General features: G+C 73.0%; 18 protein-coding genes. 5 read left to right on the plus strand and 13 right to left on the minus strand.

Annotated elements, in window-relative coordinates:
• Positions 1 to 49: 49 nt before the first annotated feature.
• Positions 50 to 1,009, minus strand: a complete 960-nt coding sequence (locus tag SACE_RS33665) for a helix-turn-helix transcriptional regulator (protein WP_009946192.1) — start codon at positions 1,007 to 1,009, stop codon at positions 50 to 52.
• 61 nt (positions 1,010 to 1,070) lie between these two features.
• On the opposite strand from SACE_RS33665, the gene SACE_RS33670 reads away from it, so the two are divergent.
• Both SACE_RS33670 and SACE_RS33675 read left to right on the plus strand, forming a co-directional pair.
• Positions 1,071 to 1,652 (plus strand): DinB family protein, encoded by a 582-nt coding sequence (locus SACE_RS33670; RefSeq protein WP_011875223.1) that lies wholly within the window; start codon positions 1,071 to 1,073, stop codon positions 1,650 to 1,652.
• Between the two features lies 1 nt (position 1,653).
• Complete coding sequence (locus SACE_RS33675; protein WP_009946189.1) at positions 1,654 to 2,091, plus strand: VOC family protein; 438 nt, start codon at positions 1,654 to 1,656, stop codon at positions 2,089 to 2,091.
• Between the two features lie 54 nt (positions 2,092 to 2,145).
• Here SACE_RS33675 and SACE_RS33680 read toward each other — a convergent pair whose 3' ends face one another.
• From SACE_RS33680 to SACE_RS33710, 7 genes are all read right to left on the minus strand, one after another.
• On the minus strand, positions 2,146 to 2,703 hold the full coding sequence (locus SACE_RS33680) for a YbaK/EbsC family protein (protein WP_009946188.1): 558 nt from the start codon (positions 2,701 to 2,703) through the stop codon (positions 2,146 to 2,148).
• Positions 2,704 to 2,728: 25 nt separating this feature from the next.
• Positions 2,729 to 3,475, minus strand: coding sequence for an alpha/beta fold hydrolase (locus tag SACE_RS33685; RefSeq protein ID WP_009946187.1), 747 nt, complete (start codon positions 3,473 to 3,475; stop codon positions 2,729 to 2,731).
• Entirely contained in the window at positions 3,475 to 3,759 is a 285-nt protein-coding gene (locus tag SACE_RS33690; RefSeq protein WP_009946186.1) for a DUF2516 family protein, read from the minus strand. The genes SACE_RS33685 and SACE_RS33690 overlap by 1 nt, the downstream gene beginning before the upstream one ends.
• A 52-nt stretch (positions 3,760 to 3,811) precedes the next feature.
• Complete coding sequence (locus tag SACE_RS33695) at positions 3,812 to 4,594, minus strand: hypothetical protein (RefSeq protein WP_009946185.1); 783 nt, start codon at positions 4,592 to 4,594, stop codon at positions 3,812 to 3,814.
• A gap of 5 nt (positions 4,595 to 4,599) precedes the next feature.
• Positions 4,600 to 5,046, minus strand: coding sequence for a helix-turn-helix domain-containing protein (locus SACE_RS33700; protein ID WP_009946183.1), 447 nt, complete (start codon positions 5,044 to 5,046; stop codon positions 4,600 to 4,602).
• A 455-nt stretch (positions 5,047 to 5,501) separates the two neighbouring features.
• Positions 5,502 to 5,897, minus strand: coding sequence for a VOC family protein (locus SACE_RS33705; RefSeq protein ID WP_009946182.1), 396 nt, complete (start codon positions 5,895 to 5,897; stop codon positions 5,502 to 5,504).
• Positions 5,898 to 5,915: 18 nt separating this feature from the next.
• Positions 5,916 to 6,140 carry a hypothetical protein gene (locus SACE_RS33710; protein ID WP_009946181.1) on the minus strand — a complete coding sequence of 75 codons (225 nt, stop codon included), beginning with the start codon at positions 6,138 to 6,140 and terminating at the stop codon, positions 5,916 to 5,918.
• Between the two features lie 99 nt (positions 6,141 to 6,239).
• On the opposite strand from SACE_RS33710, the gene SACE_RS33715 reads away from it, so the two are divergent.
• Positions 6,240 to 6,779 carry a CGNR zinc finger domain-containing protein gene (locus tag SACE_RS33715; protein WP_009946180.1) on the plus strand — a complete coding sequence of 180 codons (540 nt, stop codon included), beginning with the start codon at positions 6,240 to 6,242 and terminating at the stop codon, positions 6,777 to 6,779.
• 39 nt (positions 6,780 to 6,818) lie between these two features.
• Here the strand turns inward: SACE_RS33715 and SACE_RS33720 are convergent, their stop codons facing one another.
• Positions 6,819 to 8,024 (minus strand): DUF445 domain-containing protein, encoded by a 1,206-nt coding sequence (locus SACE_RS33720; RefSeq protein WP_009946179.1) that lies wholly within the window; start codon positions 8,022 to 8,024, stop codon positions 6,819 to 6,821.
• A gap of 472 nt (positions 8,025 to 8,496) precedes the next feature.
• Here SACE_RS33720 and SACE_RS33725 point away from each other — a divergent pair, with 472 nt between their 5' ends.
• Positions 8,497 to 9,666 carry a pyridoxal phosphate-dependent aminotransferase gene (locus SACE_RS33725; RefSeq protein WP_009946178.1) on the plus strand — a complete coding sequence of 390 codons (1,170 nt, stop codon included), beginning with the start codon at positions 8,497 to 8,499 and terminating at the stop codon, positions 9,664 to 9,666.
• 2 nt (positions 9,667 to 9,668) lie between these two features.
• On the opposite strand, the gene SACE_RS33730 is transcribed toward SACE_RS33725, so the two are convergent.
• From SACE_RS33730 to SACE_RS33745, 4 genes are all read right to left on the minus strand, one after another.
• A complete protein-coding gene (locus SACE_RS33730; RefSeq protein WP_009946177.1) occupies positions 9,669 to 12,359 on the minus strand; it encodes a CHAT domain-containing protein in 2,691 nt (896 codons plus the stop codon).
• The gene (locus SACE_RS33735; RefSeq protein ID WP_011875224.1) at positions 12,356 to 12,829 is read right to left on the minus strand and encodes a hypothetical protein; all 474 of its coding nucleotides are present in this window, start codon (positions 12,827 to 12,829) and stop codon (positions 12,356 to 12,358) included. Before SACE_RS33735 ends, SACE_RS33730 begins: the two co-directional genes overlap by 4 nt.
• A gap of 319 nt (positions 12,830 to 13,148) precedes the next feature.
• Positions 13,149 to 13,730, minus strand: a complete 582-nt coding sequence (locus tag SACE_RS33740; RefSeq protein ID WP_009946173.1) for an RNA polymerase sigma factor — start codon at positions 13,728 to 13,730, stop codon at positions 13,149 to 13,151.
• 84 nt (positions 13,731 to 13,814) lie between these two features.
• The gene (locus SACE_RS33745) at positions 13,815 to 14,927 is read right to left on the minus strand and encodes a S8 family peptidase (RefSeq protein ID WP_231849872.1); all 1,113 of its coding nucleotides are present in this window, start codon (positions 14,925 to 14,927) and stop codon (positions 13,815 to 13,817) included.
• Between the two features lie 182 nt (positions 14,928 to 15,109).
• On the opposite strand from SACE_RS33745, the gene SACE_RS33750 reads away from it, so the two are divergent.
• Positions 15,110 to 16,450: a hypothetical protein gene (locus SACE_RS33750; protein ID WP_021341675.1), complete on the plus strand. Its 1,341-nt coding sequence runs from the start codon at positions 15,110 to 15,112 to the stop codon at positions 16,448 to 16,450.
• Positions 16,451 to 16,604: the final 154 nt, after the last annotated feature.

The raw sequence follows: 16,604 nt of genomic DNA on the forward strand, positions 1-16,604 counted from the left end.
TGCCGGGCGCGGTGTCCAGCGAGGACCGACCGAGGCGCTGCCGCGTCGGTCAGCCGGTCCCGGCCATCGCCGCGAGGCGGCGGGCGAGCCGGGCGGCGGCCTCCCGCAGCTCCGGCGGTTCCAGGACCTCCGCGTCGAAGCCCAGCCGGACCACGTGCACGGCGAGCCAGTCCAGGTCCTCGCCGCCGGCGACGAGCACGCACCACCCGTCGCCGTCGTCCTCGACGCGGCCCACCTGGGGCGGCACCAGCTCCCGCACCTGCTCGGGCCGGGCGTGCAGCCGCACCCGGGCGAGGTACCGGTACGGCGCCTCGGCCACGGACCGCTGCACGTAGGCGACCGGGTCCGGATGCTCGGCCGGGCGGAAGCGCCAGGTGGTCGCCTCCACCTCGCGCATCCGGTCCAGCCGGAAGGTGCGCCAGTCGTCGCGGTCGACGTCGCGGGCCATCAGGTACCAGCGGCGACCAGTGGTGACCATCCGCACCGGCTCCGCGGTGCGCTCGCGCGCCTCGCCGTCGCGGCCGGTGTACCGGAAGCGGACCCGCACGGCGTCGCGGCAGGCTCGCGCGAGCGTCACCAGCAGCTCCGCGTCGATCTCCACCCCGGGGCCGACGAGGGTCTCGGTGGCGCCGTGCACCGCCCGCACCTCGGCGCGCAGCCTGGGCGGCATCACCTGGTCGAGCTTCGCGAGCGCCCGCAGCGCAGCCTCGCCCGCCCCGGCGACCGTTCCACCCGCCGCCAGCCGCAGGGAGACTGCCGTCGCGGTCGCCTCCTCGTCGTCGAGGAGCAGCGGCGGCAGCCGGGTGCCCGCGCCGAGCTGGTAGCCGCCGCCGACGCCCGCCGTCGCGTGCACGGGATAGCCGAGCGCACGCAGCCGCTCGACGTCGCGGCGCACCGAGCGGTCGGTGACCCCCAGCTCGCTCGCGAGCTCGGCGGCGGTCCAGGACGGCCGCCGCTGCAGCAGCGCCAGCAACCGCAGCACCCGCTCGGTCGTCGCCTCCACGGTCACGCCCTCATCGTCGCACGGATCACGGAACGGCCCTGTCCGCTATTGGCGGGAGGCTGGGCGCATGACCGACCTGACCTGGAACCCCCTGCTCCGAGAGCAGCTCGCGTGGCACTGGACCAACCAGCTCCGCGAACGCCTCGACGGGCTCACCGACGACGAGTACTTCTGGGAGCCGGCGCCCGGCTGCTGGAACGTGCGCCCGCGCGGCACCGGCACCGCACCGGTGCAGGGCGGGTCCGGCGCGATGACCATCGACTTCGCGATGCCGGAGCCCGACCCGGCGCCGTTCACCACGATCGCCTGGCGCCTCGGCCACGTGATCGTCGGGGTGCTCGCGATGCGCAACGCCTCGCACTTCGGCCGCACGCCCACCGACTACTGGTCGTTCGAGTACGCCGCGACCGCGTCCGAGGCGCTGGAACAGCTCGACGCGGAGTACGCGACCTGGCAGGCCGGGGTCGAGTCGCTCGGCGAAAGCGGCCTCGCCCGCCCGTGCGGGGAGGCGGAGGGAGCGCACGCCGAGCGACCGATGGCGGCGCTGGTGCTGCACATCAACCGGGAGGTGGTGCACCATCTGGCCGAGGTGTGCCTGCTCCGCGACCTGCACCTGCACACCCACCGGCGGACTCGGGAGGCGAGCTGAGATGGCCCGCGACGTCCAGATCACCTTCGACTGCGGCGACCCGGCCGGGCTGTCCGCGTTCTGGGCCGAGGCCCTCGGCTACCGGTTGCAGGACCCGCCCGAGGGCTTCGAGTCGTGGGAGCAGGCCTTGGAGGCGATGGGGGTGCCGCCCGAGAACCGCAACGACGCCTCCGCCGTGCTGGACCCCGCAGGCGCCGGGCCGCGGCTGTTCTTCCAGCGGGTGCCGGAGGGCAAGCAGGCCAAGAACCGCGTGCACATCGATGTACGAGCCGCCCCCGGGCTCGAGGGCGACGCGCGGATGACGGCCTTGGAAGCGGAGGCCGAGCGGCTCGTCTCCCACGGCGCCACCCGGGTCCGGCGCCACGAGCCCGCGCCGCCGCTCGACGGCGGTCACATCGTGATGGCCGACCCCGAGGGCAACGAGTTCTGCCTCGACTGATCAGCGGCGCGGGGGCGCCGACGGCCACGGGTCCGCTCCGCCGGCCGCGACCAGTCAGCGGCCGAGGCCCTCGATGACCTCCGCGCCGGGCAGTCCGGCCAGCACCTCGCCCGCGGTGAGGATCTTGCTGCGCCGCAGCCCGCTGCCGACCACGGCGGCGGGCACCTCGGCGACCGCCGCGTCGACCAGGACCGGCCAGCCCTCGGGAAGACCGAACGGGGTGATCCCGCCGTACTCCATGCCGGTCAGGGCAACCGCCTCGTCCATCGGCGCGAAGGACGCCTTGCGCACGTCCAGCCGCCGCTTGACGACCCCGTTGACGTCCGCGCGGGTGGTGGCCAGCACCAGGCACGCCGCGTAGCGGACCTCACCGGAGCGCTTGCCCGCGACGACGACGCAGTTCGCCGAGAGCTCCAGCGGCGACCCGTACTGCGCGCAGAACGCGGCGGTGTCGGCGAGCTCCGGGTCGATCTCGGTCACCCCGACGCGCGCCGCCTCGGCCTCGTCGAGAGCGCGGACGGCCTCGGCGACCGGATCGGCGAGCAGGTCGGGACGTTCCAGCGCGGGGACGACCTCGAGCGTGCCCGCGGCCAGCGACCAGTCAACAGCCATGTCGCGACGATACAAGCCGGCGCGGTCAGCCCAGGAAGTCCACGAGCATCGCGCGCAGCTCCCTGCGGTGGGTGAGCATCGGCGCCGCCGAAGGCAGCAGTTCCAGCCGGGCCCCGGAGAAGGCGGCCGCCACCGCCTTGGCCACCTCGGCGGGGTGCATCGGGTCCTCGGTGGCGCCGATGACCAGCACCTCCGCGGTCGCCGCCGCAAGCGCGGAGGCGTCGGACACGGCGCTGCGCTCGGGCAGCGTGCGCAACGCGTCCTCGAGCCGCAGCAGCGCGTCGGCCCGGCGCGCGACGTGCTCACCGACGTCGACGCCCTCCGGGATCTCGGCGGCGACGGCGGCGCGCAGCTTCGCCCCACCGTCGCCCGGCGCCGCCGCGACGGCTTCCGCGAGGCGCTCGAACGCCCACATCGCCGCCACGTCGCGGGGACGGTCCAGGGAGGCGGGCAGCAGCAGCGCCAGCCGCTCGAACCGGTCCGGGTGGTCGGCGGCGATCCTGGTCAGCGCGCCCGCGCCCAGCGAGACGCCCACCGCGCGCGTCGCACCCACCTCGTCGGCGGCGGCGAGCACGTCGGCGGCGACGCGGCCGTAGTCCCAGTAGCCGGGAGGGGAGTCCGGAGCGCTGCCGTGACCGGGCAGGCTCAGCACCACCCGGGTTCCGGGAAGCCCGGAGGACGGGATGCGCGCCTCGCCCTCGGTAGCGCCCAGGCCGTGCACGACTAGCGTGACCGGCGCGCCGCGGCCGAGCGTCGTCCAGGTGACGGCCACTACCAGGAGCTGCCCTTCTGGACCTCGGTGACCTTGGGCTTCACGTCGACGATGTAGACCAGCACCGCGACCATGCCGATGATCCACAGTATGGTCATCGGCCCGCGGAACAGGATCAGCACGAGCGCGCCCGCGCCGGTGATGCCGAGCCAGGCAGGCTTGGTCATCTTGTCCGCGGCGGTGAACGCGTCGGCGCGCTGGAGCGCGGCGTGCACGAACGCGTAGATCCCCACCGGGATCCCCGCACCCCAAATGATCAGCAACGTCCACGTGTCCAGACCCACGCCACCCACCCTACGTGCTCGGCTCCGGCCACGGCACCCACGTGCTATCGGCTCAGCTCTCGCTCTCGCCGGAGGCGCCTTGGGCGGTGGTGCCCTTGGTGCCGGTCGACTTGCCACCACCGGAGGTGGCCTTGCCCCCGCTGGTCTTCGCCGAGCCGGACGTGCTCTTGGCGCTCGGCTTGCCCGCCGCGGTCGCCTTCTCGGCGGAGCCGGACTTCTCCGACTCGCCGGTCCTGGCGGCCGAGGTCTTCGCGGCGGCCTTGCGGGCGGTGCTGCGCGTGGCGGAAGCCGCCTTCGAACCGGCGGCCTTGACCGTCTCGGCGGCCTCGTCGGCGGCCTGCTCGGTCTGCCTGGCGGCCTTCTCGCCGTAGGAGCGGGCGCCGCGGGTCACCTTGCCGAGCACGTCGTCGGCCAGCACGCGGACCTCGCCGACGACCTCCTCGACCCGGCCCTGCGCGGTCTCAGCCTGCTTGCGCGCCTGCTGGACCTGCGGCTGCAGGCGCTCCAGCGCGCCCTCGCCGCGCTCGGCGAGGTAGTCGTAGAGCTTGACCGCGGACTGGGTGTAGGCGTCGAGCCGCTTGCGCAGCTCGGCCGGGTCGAGCTGCCCGCGCAGCTCGTTGAGGTCGCTCGGCAGGTCGGCGCGCGCGGACTCGGCGCGATCGTTCAGCTCGGTGCGGATCCGGGTCAGGGTGTCCACGACCGCCTGGGCGGCGAGGTCACCGGCGCCGAGCGCGGCCAGCAGCGGCTGACGCGCGTGCTCGACGGCACCGCCGAAGGCCAGGGCGGCCTGCTCCCGCATCTTCTGGACGTCCTCGGACTTGGGCAGTGTGGGCATGGCGATCACTCCTCGGTTTGCGGTTGCGCGGCGTCTGCCGTCGCGGAGGTCGTCCCCTCCGGTGCCCCGTCAGCCGCTGCGGGGCCGCCTTGCTCGCGCCGGAAGGTGCCGTAGATGTCCAGCAGCACCTGCTTCTGCCGCTCGTTGAGGTCGGGGTCGGCGAGGATCGCGTCGACCACCGGACCGCCCTCGCGGCGCTCCAGGATGCCGGCCTGCACGTACAGCGCCTCGGCGGAGATCCGCAGCGCCTTGGCGATCTGCTGGAGGATCTCCGCGCTCGGCTTGCGCAGCCCGCGCTCGACCTGGCTCAGGTAGGGGTTGGACACTCCGGCGCGCTTGGCCAGCTGCCGCAGCGAGATCTGGGCGTTGCCGCGCTGCGTGCGGATGTAGGCGCCGAGATCGCTGACCGCCTGGTTCACGGCCTTGTTGACCGTTTTGTCCACGCGTTCCATCTGCGATCACCTTTCCGGTCGAAATCCACGATAACCAGGCATGCTAGCTACTGCAAGCACACAGCTTGCACCTATCGGGCGTGATTGCTACCACTGGCGGGTGATTTGCCGGCGCAGCGCCTTGCGCCGACCGGAGGAGGCGGGCGAGGGCGGAGCGCACAGGTGGGCTCCTCTGGCATGCCGATGGCCGACCAGCGCGCGAGAAGGCCGCGCATCACCGCTCGGCGGTGGCCTCGCGGGGCCCGGAGACGCGAACCGGGCGCGAGCCGTGCGGCTCGCGCCCGATGCCGAAGCCCTGCCGCCCCGACGCAAAAGCCCTGCTCCCCCGACGCCGAAGCCTGCTGCCCCGATCCCGAAGCCTGCTGTCCCGACGCCAAAGCCCTACTGCCCCGACGCCAAAGCCCTATGGGCGCAGGCGCCCATCGCGCAGGCGCGGATGGCGAAGCCCCGCGCCCCTAGGTGCAGGCGCACATGCAGAACGGGTGACCGGCGGGGTCCGCGTAGACGCGCCAGCTCGCGTCGAGCTGGTCCTCCGGCTGCGGCAGCGGCGTCGCGCCCGCCGCGAGCGCCCGCTCGTGCCCTTCTTCGAGCGTCTGGACCCGGACGTCGAGGTGGGCCATCTGCGGCCGCTCCCGGCCGGGCCAGGTCGGAGGCTGGAAGTGCGGGTCGCGCTGGAACGCCAGCGGAGCCCCGCCCGCCGGGTCGGCCAGCTCGACCCAGTCGTCCTCGGACTCGGCCTCGTCGATCTCCCAGCCGAGCAGCCGCCCGTAGAAGGCGGCGAGCGCGCGCGGGTCGGGGCAGTCGAGCGCGAACGCCGCCAAGCGCAGCGCTGTCGAAGTGGACGCCGTCATGGTTCTCCTCGCTCTCGGTCAGTTGAGGCAGCCGCGGGGCGCGGGTCCCGGATCCACCGCGGCGCCCGGCCGCAGTTCCCGGACCGCCATCGCCCACCAGTTGGCGAAGCGGTCGAGCCAGACAGGACGAAGCCTGCCGCCCTCCCGCAACGCGCGCTCGATGTCGGCCTGAGCCGCGGCCTCCGCGGAGCGGCGCCGGTTCGACTCGTCCCGGAGCGGGAACTCGATCGGGAACGCGTTCATGTCGCCTCACCAAACCTGTGTATTCGATTAGAAGGTTACTAACCTGTGAGACGAGTATGGGGGTTAGCGAACCGAGGTGCAACCTCCTATTGGCCTACGATGGTGTTCGTGAACAGCGATGCTGTCGCGCCCGAGGTGGTCCGGCCGCCCGCTCAGCAGGCCGCCGCCCTCGATGCCGACCGCGACCTCGAACTCGTCCTGAACTTCCTCAACACATGCGACGTCGAAGCCGGAACCGACGTCCTGGACGATCCGGAGCACTGGCGCCGATGGTGCGCCGAGCGGGGGCTCGGTGCGGCGCCGGAGTCGACCGCGGCGCGGGAGATCCGCTACTCGATGCGCGCGGCGATCTCCTGCTCCGCACCGGCGGCGCTCGTCGCGCCGGCCTGGCAGGTGCAGGTCGAGTTCCGGGCGGGAATCCCGGTGCTCACCGGCGCCGACGCACTCGGGGACGTGCTTGTCGCGGCGACGCACCTGGTGCACACCGGCTACTGGGACCGCATCAAGATCTGCCCGGCCGAGAACTGCCTCTGGGCGTTCTACGACCGTTCGAGGAACCGCTCGCGCACGTGGTGCTCGATGCGGGTCTGCGGCAACCGGGAGAAGGCGCGCTCCTGGCGCGAACGCCACTCGGGCTAGCGCCGCAGGCCGCGGCGCGGCCCTCCCGCTCGCTGCGCCTCAGAGGAGCAGTTGCGAGATCGTGTAGATGGCCAGGCCTGCGAGTGCGCCGACGACCGTGCCGTTGATGCGGATGAACTGCAGGTCGCGGCCGACCTGGAGCTCGATCTTGCGCGAGGTCTCCTCGGCGTCCCAGCGCTCGACGGTGTCGGTGATGAGCGTGGTGATCTCGGCCCGGTAGTTCGACACGACGTAGACCGCCGCGCCCTCCAGCCAGCCGTCCACCTTGGCGCGCATCTCGGGCTCCTCGACCAGGCGGCGGCCCATCGAACGCAGGCCTTCCCGCACTCTGACCCGCAGTTCGCTGGAAGGGTCCTCGGCGGCGTCGAGCAGCATCTTCTTGGCCGTGCCCCACGCCGACGAGACCAGGTTCTGCACCTCGGGGTGCTCCAGCACCTGCTGCTTGATCTGCTCGGCCTTGGCCATCGTGCGCGGGTCGTGCTGCAAGTCGTCGGCGAACTCGACCAGGAAGCGGTCGACCGCCTTGCGCATCTGGTGCTCGGGGTCGGTCTTGACCGCCCACGCGAACGACAGCACCTCGGCGTAGATCTTGTCGGCGACCATGGTGTCGAAGAACTTCGGCGACCAGGAGGGCGCGCGCTGGCTCACCACGCGCAGCACCGTCTCGTGGTTGTCGCGCACCCAGTCGTAGGCGCGGTCGCAGACGAGGTCGACGAGCTTGTGGTGCGAGCCGTCGGCGAAGACCTGGCCGAGGATGCGTCCCAGCGGCGGACCCCACGGCTGGGCGAGGACCTTGCGCACGACCGCCTGCTCCAGCACCGCCTGCACGTCCTCGTCGCGCAGGACCTGGACCGCACCGCGCACCGCGGTGGCGAGTTCCGAGGTGACCCGCTCGGCGTGGTCCCGCTCGCTGAGCCATCCGCCGAGCCGCTTGCTGATCTCGGCGCGGCGCAGCTTGTCGCGCACCACGCGCTCGGACAGGAAGTTGCTCCCCACGAAGTCGCCGAGACTGCGCCCGAGGGTGTCCTTGCGGGTCGGGATGATCGCGGTGTGCGGGATCGGCAGTCCCAGCGGACGGCGGAACAGCGCCGTCACCGCGAACCAGTCGGCCAGGGCGCCGACCATGCCCGCTTCAGCCGCCGCCCGGATGTAGCCCGCCCAGGCCGCCCCGCCGTTCTCCTGCCACCGGGCGATCACGTAGATCAGGGTCGCGACCAGCAGGAACGCGCCGGCCACGGCCTTCATCCGCCGCAGGCTCCGGCGCTTCTCCTCATCGGATACCGCAGTACGCTGCACGCTTCGATTGTGGCAGTGTCCAGGACCGAGCCTCGCGACACCGCCCGTAACGGACATTCCGGACGCCGGATCCGACACGGCCACGGCCGACCGCAAGCAGCAGCCTCGCGGAGACCTCGCGGACTCGTTGCGGCACGGCCACAGGCGACCGACGCAGCTCCCGGGAAGGCTCAACCCTTGGACACTGGTGTGCTGGGCGGACGCCGAGCGGCGCCCGGAGCCAGGCTGAGCGACTGCGGGCGGAGCGGTGCGCCTGTGCCCGTCGCGGGCACAGCAGCGCGGCGGCGCCCGTCGCCACGAAGGCGCCCCGACGACTGCCACATCCATTCCCAGGGACGGGTCCGCCGAGGCCGGTCAGCGGTGCGAAGCCGCACGTTCGGCATCTGCTGATCGCGGGCGGTTTCGACTACGCTGCGGCAACGTGCGTACTCCTGCTCTCACCTCCCGCCTCCGACCGTTCACTTCCACGATCTTCGCGGAGATCACCGAGCTCGCGAGGCGGACCGGGGCGGTCAACCTCGGTCAGGGCTTCCCCGACACCGACGGACCCGAGGGCATGCTCAGAGTCGCGCAACAGGCGATCGCCGACGGCGTGAACCAGTACCCGCCGGGCGCGGGCGCGCCCGAGCTGCGCGGGGCGATCGCCGCGCACCGCCGCAGTCGCTACGACATCGAGCACGACCCCGAGGGCGAGATCCTGGTGACCGTCGGGGCCACCGAGGCGATGTCGGCCGCGATGCTCGCGCTGGTAGAGCCCGGCGACGAGGTCGTGCTGATCGAGCCCTACTACGACGCCTACCCCGTCGCCGTCGCGATGGCCGGCGGCGTGCGCCGGACCGTGCCGCTCACCCAGGGGCCGGACCACCGCTTCGTGCTCGACGTCGACGCGCTGCGCGCGGCGGTCGGGCCGCAGACCCGCGCGCTGGTGCTGAACTCTCCGCACAACCCCACCGGCACGGTTTTCACCGACGACGAGCTGGCGGCGATCGCCGACGTCTGCCGCGAGCACGACGTCATCGCCATCACCGACGAGGTCTACGAGCACCTGCTGTTCGACGGGCGCAAGCACAAGCCGCTGGCGACCCTGCCGGGCATGACCGAACGCACCCTGTCGATCTCCAGCGTCGGCAAGAGCTTCAGCGCGACCGGGTGGAAGATCGGGTGGGTCTGCGGACCGCGGGAGCTGGTCGCGGCGGTGCGCGCCGCCAAGCAGTTCATCACCTTCGTCGGCGGTGCGCCGTTCCAGCCGGCCGTCGCGCACGCGCTCCAGCACGAGCTCGACTGGGCCGAACAGCTGCGGCTGGACCTCCAGCGCAAGCGCGACCTGCTCTCGAGCGGTCTGGCCGAAGCGGGCTTCGACGTGCTCGCCAGCGAGGGCACCTACTTCATCTGCGCCGACGTTCGCCCGCTGGGCTTCAGCGACGGGGCGCAGCTGTGCCGCGAGCTGCCCGAGCGGATCGGGGTCGCCGCGATTCCGGTGCAGGTGTTCTGCGACCACCCCGACGCGACCAGGCACCTGGTTCGCTTCGCGTTCTGCAAGCGCGACGAGGTCCTGGACGAGGCCGTCGAACGGCTCCACAAGCTGCGCTGACATCAGCGTCCTCCGTATCCGAGGCACACGAACCCGGATTCGCCGTGTGCTGCCTGCGCCTGGGCCAGCGCCGTCGCCGGCGGCACCCCGCGCCGCAGCGCGGAGTGCAACGCGACCATGACCTCGGCCGTGCGTTCGTCCGGCACCGGGATCACGCTCGCGATCACCGTCGCCGTGCCGCGGCCGAGCAGTGCGGCAGCCAGCCCGCTGAGCTGGTCGCATGGGCTGATCGCCGACTGGCCGACCTCGCACGCCGAGAGCACCACGGTCGTCGGGCCGCGGTGCAGGCGGTCCAGGTCGTAGCCGTAGAGCGGACCGTCGGCGAGGTCGAGGCAGGAGAGCAGCGGTTGGTCGCTGCGGAAACGGCCGTGCGCGGCGACGTGCACGGTGCCCGCTCCGTCCACTGTGTCCAGAACGCGTTCGGCCGTCGCGTCCGCTCCCGTGAGCAGTTCCCCACCTGCCGCAGCATGCAGGTCGGTGACCTCGCGCTCGGCATGCTCCAGGCCGGGCCCCGCCACCCAGACCTGCCGGGTCGCGGGAGTCGTCTCGGCGATGTCGGCCGCTCCGCGCAACCAGCACCGCAGCGAAGGGGCGACGGTCACACCGCGTCCATGCAGCGGCGGTAGCGCCGCCCACGGAAGCGCGTGCAGGCTTCCGGTGGGCACGACCACGAGCGGGCGCCCCCGTTGCAGTTCGTCGGCGACCGGCCCCAGCACCCGCTCGGCGATGATCTCGGCGGACCCGCGCACCCAGCCGTCGAACATCGCGCGGACCGTGCTGTCGGGCTTTTCCGCCTGCCTGGACAGGAAGTTGCGCAACCTCTCCACCTCGGCCACCACAGCGGACTCGTCTGCCAGCGCGTGCAGCCGCACCACGCCATCCACAATGGACACCGCGCGCAGTCGACCGTCAACGGTGAAGAAGTTGAGCAGCACCGCATCGCCGAGTTCGCCGACGACGTCGCCGAGTTCCCAGCGGCCCCACGCACCTTCGGTGGCACCGTTGACGAGCATCGCGCGACGGCGCACCCGGCCTTCCAGCTCCTCGACCCGCCGCAGCGCGCCACCGTTCCTCGAACCACGTGTGTCAGCCACCGCCGCGCGCAGCTCGACCAGCGACCGGCGCAGTTCCGGGTCGGCGGGTGGTTGCAGCGCCCGGCGCTGCAACGCGCTGGCGCGTGCGCATTCTGTCCAGCGCAACACCAGCTCCGGATCGCCGACGCGCAACGCCGCGGTCACCGCCGTGTCCGCGAGGTCGGCTGCCAGTCCGAAGGTGTGCACCCGCAGCTCGAACGCCGCCATGGGAGCCGCGTAGTTCTCGACCGCCCGCAACCCGCTCCGGCACGCGGCGAAAAGCCCCGGCAGGTCGCCTACCTGCTCGGCCAGCAGCGCCCGGGCGTGCCAACCGACCGCGAGCTGCGACGCACCCGCCCGCGGGTCATCGCTCGAGGCCGCCGCGAGGGCCAGCAGCTTGCGCGACAGTGCGGGCATGCCGGCCCCGCCCGCCACGCGACCCGCGACCAGCCACAGCTCCGCGGCCGCCGCGGACCAGCCGAAACCGGCGCACACCACGCCCGCCCGTCGCGCCGCGACCAGGGCATACCGCGAGCGGTGCCCGTTGCGGAGCTTCGCCTGCCACTCGGTGGCCGCCGCGAGCGCCACCCAGGCGGGACGCCGCTGTGCGCGGAACAACCGCCGGGCCTCACCGGCGGCTTCGACAGCGGCCCGCGCGTCGCCGTCCCGGAGGGCGCACCCGGCGAGGGCGAGCCTGGTCTCGGCCAGCCGCACAGCCCGTCCGCGGGCGGCCAGCCGGTCCGCCGCCCGCTCCATCTCGGTGCGCGCCTCAGCGGTGAGCCCGGCCGCGGCGAGCGCCTCGGCGCGGTCGACCAGCGCCTCCGGGTTCGACTCGGTGTCGAGGCCCATCGACAACGCCGCCGAGTACAGCCTCAGCGCCCTGGGCAGGTCGCCGGCCCGGAACGCCACGCAGCCGCGGTTGTGCCTGCAACCGGCGGCCCGTCCGGGCTGATCCGCCGAGGCGAAGATCCGCTCGGCGCGAGCCAGGTCGGTTTCGGCTTCTTCCAGGCCGTTCGAGTACATCCACGCGAGCCCGCGTCCGAGCAGCGCGTTGGCGACCCACCGCAGGTCCTCCTTCGACCGACGCTCGTGCGAGTGTTCGGGCTTCTCATGCGCGGAGTCCTCGTTCCCGGAGACCTGGTGCGCGTCCAACTGCGCCAGCGCCTCGGTGAGCTGGGTGATCGCCTCGGGGAACCGGTCGTTCTGGCAGTACAGCAGCCCGCGCAGGCACACCGCGCGCCGTCGGTCCCGCCCGCGCAGCCGTGGTTCGGCGGCGACGAGGTGCTCCCAGCAGGCGTCGGTCATCCCCCGGTCGAACTCGATCCAGGCGAGGGTCAGCCGGAACTGGGCCTCGCGCTGCTCCAGCCCACCGCGCCGCGCCGCCGTCAGCCCCAGCCGCGCGTGCTTGCGCGCGTCCCGCAGCCTGCCCCGCTCGACCTCCGCGATGGCGGCGACGTGCCTGGCCAGCACCCGGAACTCGACGTCGCGAACCGGATCCGACAGCCAGCGCTCGGCGTGGCGGAGGGCCTCCTGCGGAGCTGTGCTCGCACGCGCCCGCCACCGCAGCGCGGTCTCGATCCTCGTCTCGCCGTCCGCACGGACGGCAGTCCCGGCGCTCAACAGACCAGCCAATCCGCGACGGCGGCAGCGGACCGCTCCTGCCGGAACACCACGCTCAGCGGTCCCCGGGGCACGTCGTCCACCGCGAACCCACCGCGTTCGTCGAGCGCACCGACGCTCTCGCCGGTGGCGTGCCGGAGCACGACGTCACCGGCGGGGGCGCTGTGCCCGGGACGGCCGAGCACCAGCCCCACCGCGCGGAACAAGCCTTCCGCGACCGGGATCAGGTCCATCTCGAGCATCCGCCCGGGCATCGCGAACGTGAGCACCCTGGTCTCGCCCATGCCCGCGCGCCGGGTCCTCGCCGGAGCGTCCGCCGAGTCGCCGATCAACCGCAGCGCCGAGCCGCCGCCCGACCACTTCCGCGACGCCGCCGCATAGGCGGCCTCGACGAGCCGCCGCGGCGCCGGATCGCAGGCCTCGAACAGGTCGCGCAGGACCCGCAGTTCGGCCGGAGGTCGCACCCTCATCGCACAGCCCTGCCTTCCACGGACGTACCGGCTCGCCGGTGGAGAACGGAGTGGACGGACAGTCCGGACCGATCAGCCGGCTCTCCCGCGTGCCGATCGCGTTGCGCGGCACCGGGCAGCGGTTCTCGCGCGGAGATCGCGCATGAGACCGGGGCCGGCCGAACCGGGCGGTCAACATCGTCCGGCGCAGGGTGGACGCGCTGCCGGACAAGTGGTCGAGCACGGCCTCGGGTCCCGCGAGCAAGACCACCAACGCCAGAACGCGACACCGTGCCGAGGACGTAGGCTCCGGCGCCGCCACAGCTCTCCAGCAGGAACATCACGCCGCCTCCTCCGCTCCGCCGAGCGAGGTCATCCGCTGCCGGAGCAGCGCCAGGCACCTGCTGCGCTTGGGCCCGATGGTTCCGCGCGCCATGCCGAGCGCCTCGCTCACCTGCGCGTAGCTGGTCTCCGGTGCGACCGCCAGCACGCGCAACAACTGCTGGCAGCGCTGCGAGAGCTGGCCGAACGCCTGCCACAACCGTGCGGCGGTGATCGAGCGCAGAGCCTTGCTCTCGGGTCCGTCGTCGTGGTCCGGGACGTCGAACAGCGACGGGTCCACACCCGTCGGCGCCTCGCGCTGACGGGCCCGGGCGAGCCGGGCGGACTCGCGGCGCGCAGTGGTCACCAACCACCCCGAGAGGGCGTCAGGACTTCGCAGCCGCTCGAGGTTCTCGGCCAGCAGCAACCAGGTGGCCTGGTACACGTCCTCGGCGTCGGCGGGGTTCGAGCAGTACGCCCTGGCCACACCCCACACCACCGGGCCGTTGCGGTCCACCAGCTCCTCCCACGCCTGAGCGCTACCGCGCGCCGCGCTGTGCAGCAGTGCCGCCGAGCCACCGACTTCCCGGACCTCGCGCATGACGACTTCCCTTCGCTTCTCGATCGATCAACACGCCCGCGAATAAGAGAAGCGAAGGGGTCCGCTGGATTCAGGTTTTCCCGGTTAACGCCCGAACGGGTAACGCCGCCGCGCCTCCTGCCGGGCCGACGCCGCCGTACAGCCAGCGTCCAGCGCGACCGCCGCGGCCGCCGCGACCCTGGGAGCGGCGAAGGAAGTCCCGCTCCAGCGCGCGAATCCGTACGTGCGCACGCCCTTCGGCCGCAACCGGACGTAGCTGCTCACGACGTCCACTCCCGGCGCGGCGGCGTCCACCCACGGCCCGGAGTTGGAGAAGTCCGCGAGCGCGCCGTCCCCACCCGTGGCGGCGACAGCGATCACCGAGGGCAGCGCCGCGGGCCAGAAGGGCCGCGAGAGCGAGTGGTTGCCGGCCGCGGCGACGACCACCGCGGCACCGAACCGTTCGACCTCCGCGCGCAGGACCGGCGGGCAGACGTCGTCCGGGGTGTGGCAGCCGGCGGTCAGCACGACGACGTCCGGCCGCTCGTCCAGCAGCGAGCGCAGACCCGCGGCGACCGTGACGTCGTCGGTGAACCCCAGCGGGGAAAGCACGCGGCGGGACCGGATCACCGCGCCGGGTGCGTGCTGGAGCACCACACCGGACACGAAGGTGCCGTGCCCGGCCTGGCGGTCCTGACCGGAATCGTCGTCGGCGTCGAGCACTTCGGGCACGCTCTCGAACCACGGCCGCGACCGGAACCACGGATGCGGGTCCAGGCCGGTGTCGAGCACGCCGACGGTGATCCGCCGACGCCACGGCACGTCGGGAGGGGCGGGAACCGGTGGGGCGTCCTCGACCTCGGACCCGGTGCCCCAGATCACCGGCGCGCCGAACATCTGCGCGGAGCCGAGGTGCACGTGGTTGGCCGCGACCCCGTCGTGCTCCCGGGCGATGTCGACGCATCTGTCCTGCTCAGCAGGCCGCAGCCGGAACATGGCCACGCTGAGCGCGGCATCGTGGCGGACCTCGTCGACCCAGCGGCGCAGCCTGTCCGCCACCGCGCCCGCGGCATCGGCCGGCGCCACCAGCTCGCCGCGCCGCACCAGGCACTCCGCGGGTCCCTCGGGGTCGTGCAGCAGGAGGTCATGACCGCGTCGCGCCCAGCGGTCCCGGAGCTCAGCGGCGCTGAAAGCTTCGCTCTGATCCACAAGGGACACTTTGGGTGAGCATGATCAGGTCCACAGCGGACACGCCATCGGGCGTCCGGCAATCACCCGACCGGCGAGCTGTTCGACCTTGGCAAGGCGGTGCTCTACCTGAAGAATCAGAACGGTCTCCCGGTGTTCACTGCATTCGGCGGCACGACACCGCCTGTACGGGTGGTTGAACCCCGAGTGAGGTGCCGACCATCCTGGCGCGGGAGACGATACGGCGCGAACGTACCGACAGGGCGGTGATGAGGGTGACCGGATACTGCGCATCGCGCAGCCGCTGGTCCCGACTCCGCGCCCACGCCACCCGGGCGGTGGTCGTCGGAGGCCTCCTCACCGGCGCCTGGTTCGCGGGCGCGTCCGTAGCCACCGCCGACGGCAAGTCGGGCGACGACGCCGCAAGCGTCGGGATCACCTTGCACGGCGAAGCCCCGCAGCCATTACGGCAGGAGGCTCAGTTCCGCCTCGTGCCCGCCCGGGAGGGCGGCACCGCGCAACAGCAGGACGCAACAGCGCGGAACGGTGACGCAGAGGCCCGGCAGGGCCCGGCTGCCGGCGGAGCCGCCCAGTCGAGCACCGAGGCCGATCGCCTCGAGACACCCCGGCAGGGCGGGACCGCGGAGAGCGTCGAAGCCCGGTCGAGCAACACCGCGGACCGCGTCGAGGCGACCCAGCAAAGCAACACCGCGGACCGCGTCGAAGCGGCTCAGCCAACCGGAACCGCGGACCGCGTGGAAGCGGCCCAACAGGGCGGAACCGCGGACAGGATCGAACAGAGCGGCGCCGCCGACAGGATCAAGACCGGCTCAGCGGCTCAGGGGATCGAGAGCACGCAGCACGCCAGTGCGGCGGATCGGGTCCAGACCGCGCAGGCGGACCGGGCGGCCCAGAACGGCAGCGCCGCGGACAGGATCGACGCCGCGCAGCACGGCAGCGCCACGAATCGAATCGAGGCGGCGGACCCGAGCGGTCGAGTGCAGGCGGCAGCGCCCGCGCGCCGAGTCGAGATGGCACAGCAACCCAAGCCCACGGCGGCTGTGCCGCACATGCGGCCTCCCGACCTGCCCGACGTCGCACTGTTCGCCGACAAGCCGGACCCCAGCGAGCCGGAAGCGGAAACACCACCGGTCCTGGAAGACTTCGGACCGCACCTCGGCCAGCCCGCGGCTCCCGTCGCATCGCACGACTTTCTCCTGTCGTCGCAGGTGAGCACCCAGGAAGCGCAAACCGCGCCCACCGGTCCCGTTGCGCGCGACCGGACTTCACCCCTCGCGGCAACAGGTGTCTCTCGGCACGAGCGCCACACCCACGATGACCAGGCGCCGCTGCCGCCGGCTCCCGCCCCGAATCCGCCGCCGACGTCAGCGGGGGGACCCTCCGTCGGCGCGGGCGGTGGTATGCGCACCATGGCGGCGATCCTGCCGTCCGGGCCCGACCTGCCCGACGCGCTGCCGAGCACACCTGCCGGCCGGGAGACGGTCCCGCCCGGCAGGCTCGTGCCGTTCGAACTGCCCGCTTCGCCCGACTGATCGTCGGAGCCCTTCCAACACCGCACCAGACTCCGGTCCGCCGACTGCGCCCGGACGGATCGGATGCGGGCACCACTGGCCCGGCCTGACACCGGCAGCGACCTGCCGGAAACGCCCTCGGCTGGTGCCCCGGCTCCGGTGTCGCAATGCCCCT

This window comes from Saccharopolyspora erythraea NRRL 2338, assembly GCF_000062885.1.
Classification (GTDB): Bacteria; Actinomycetota; Actinomycetes; order Mycobacteriales; family Pseudonocardiaceae; genus Saccharopolyspora_D; species Saccharopolyspora_D erythraea.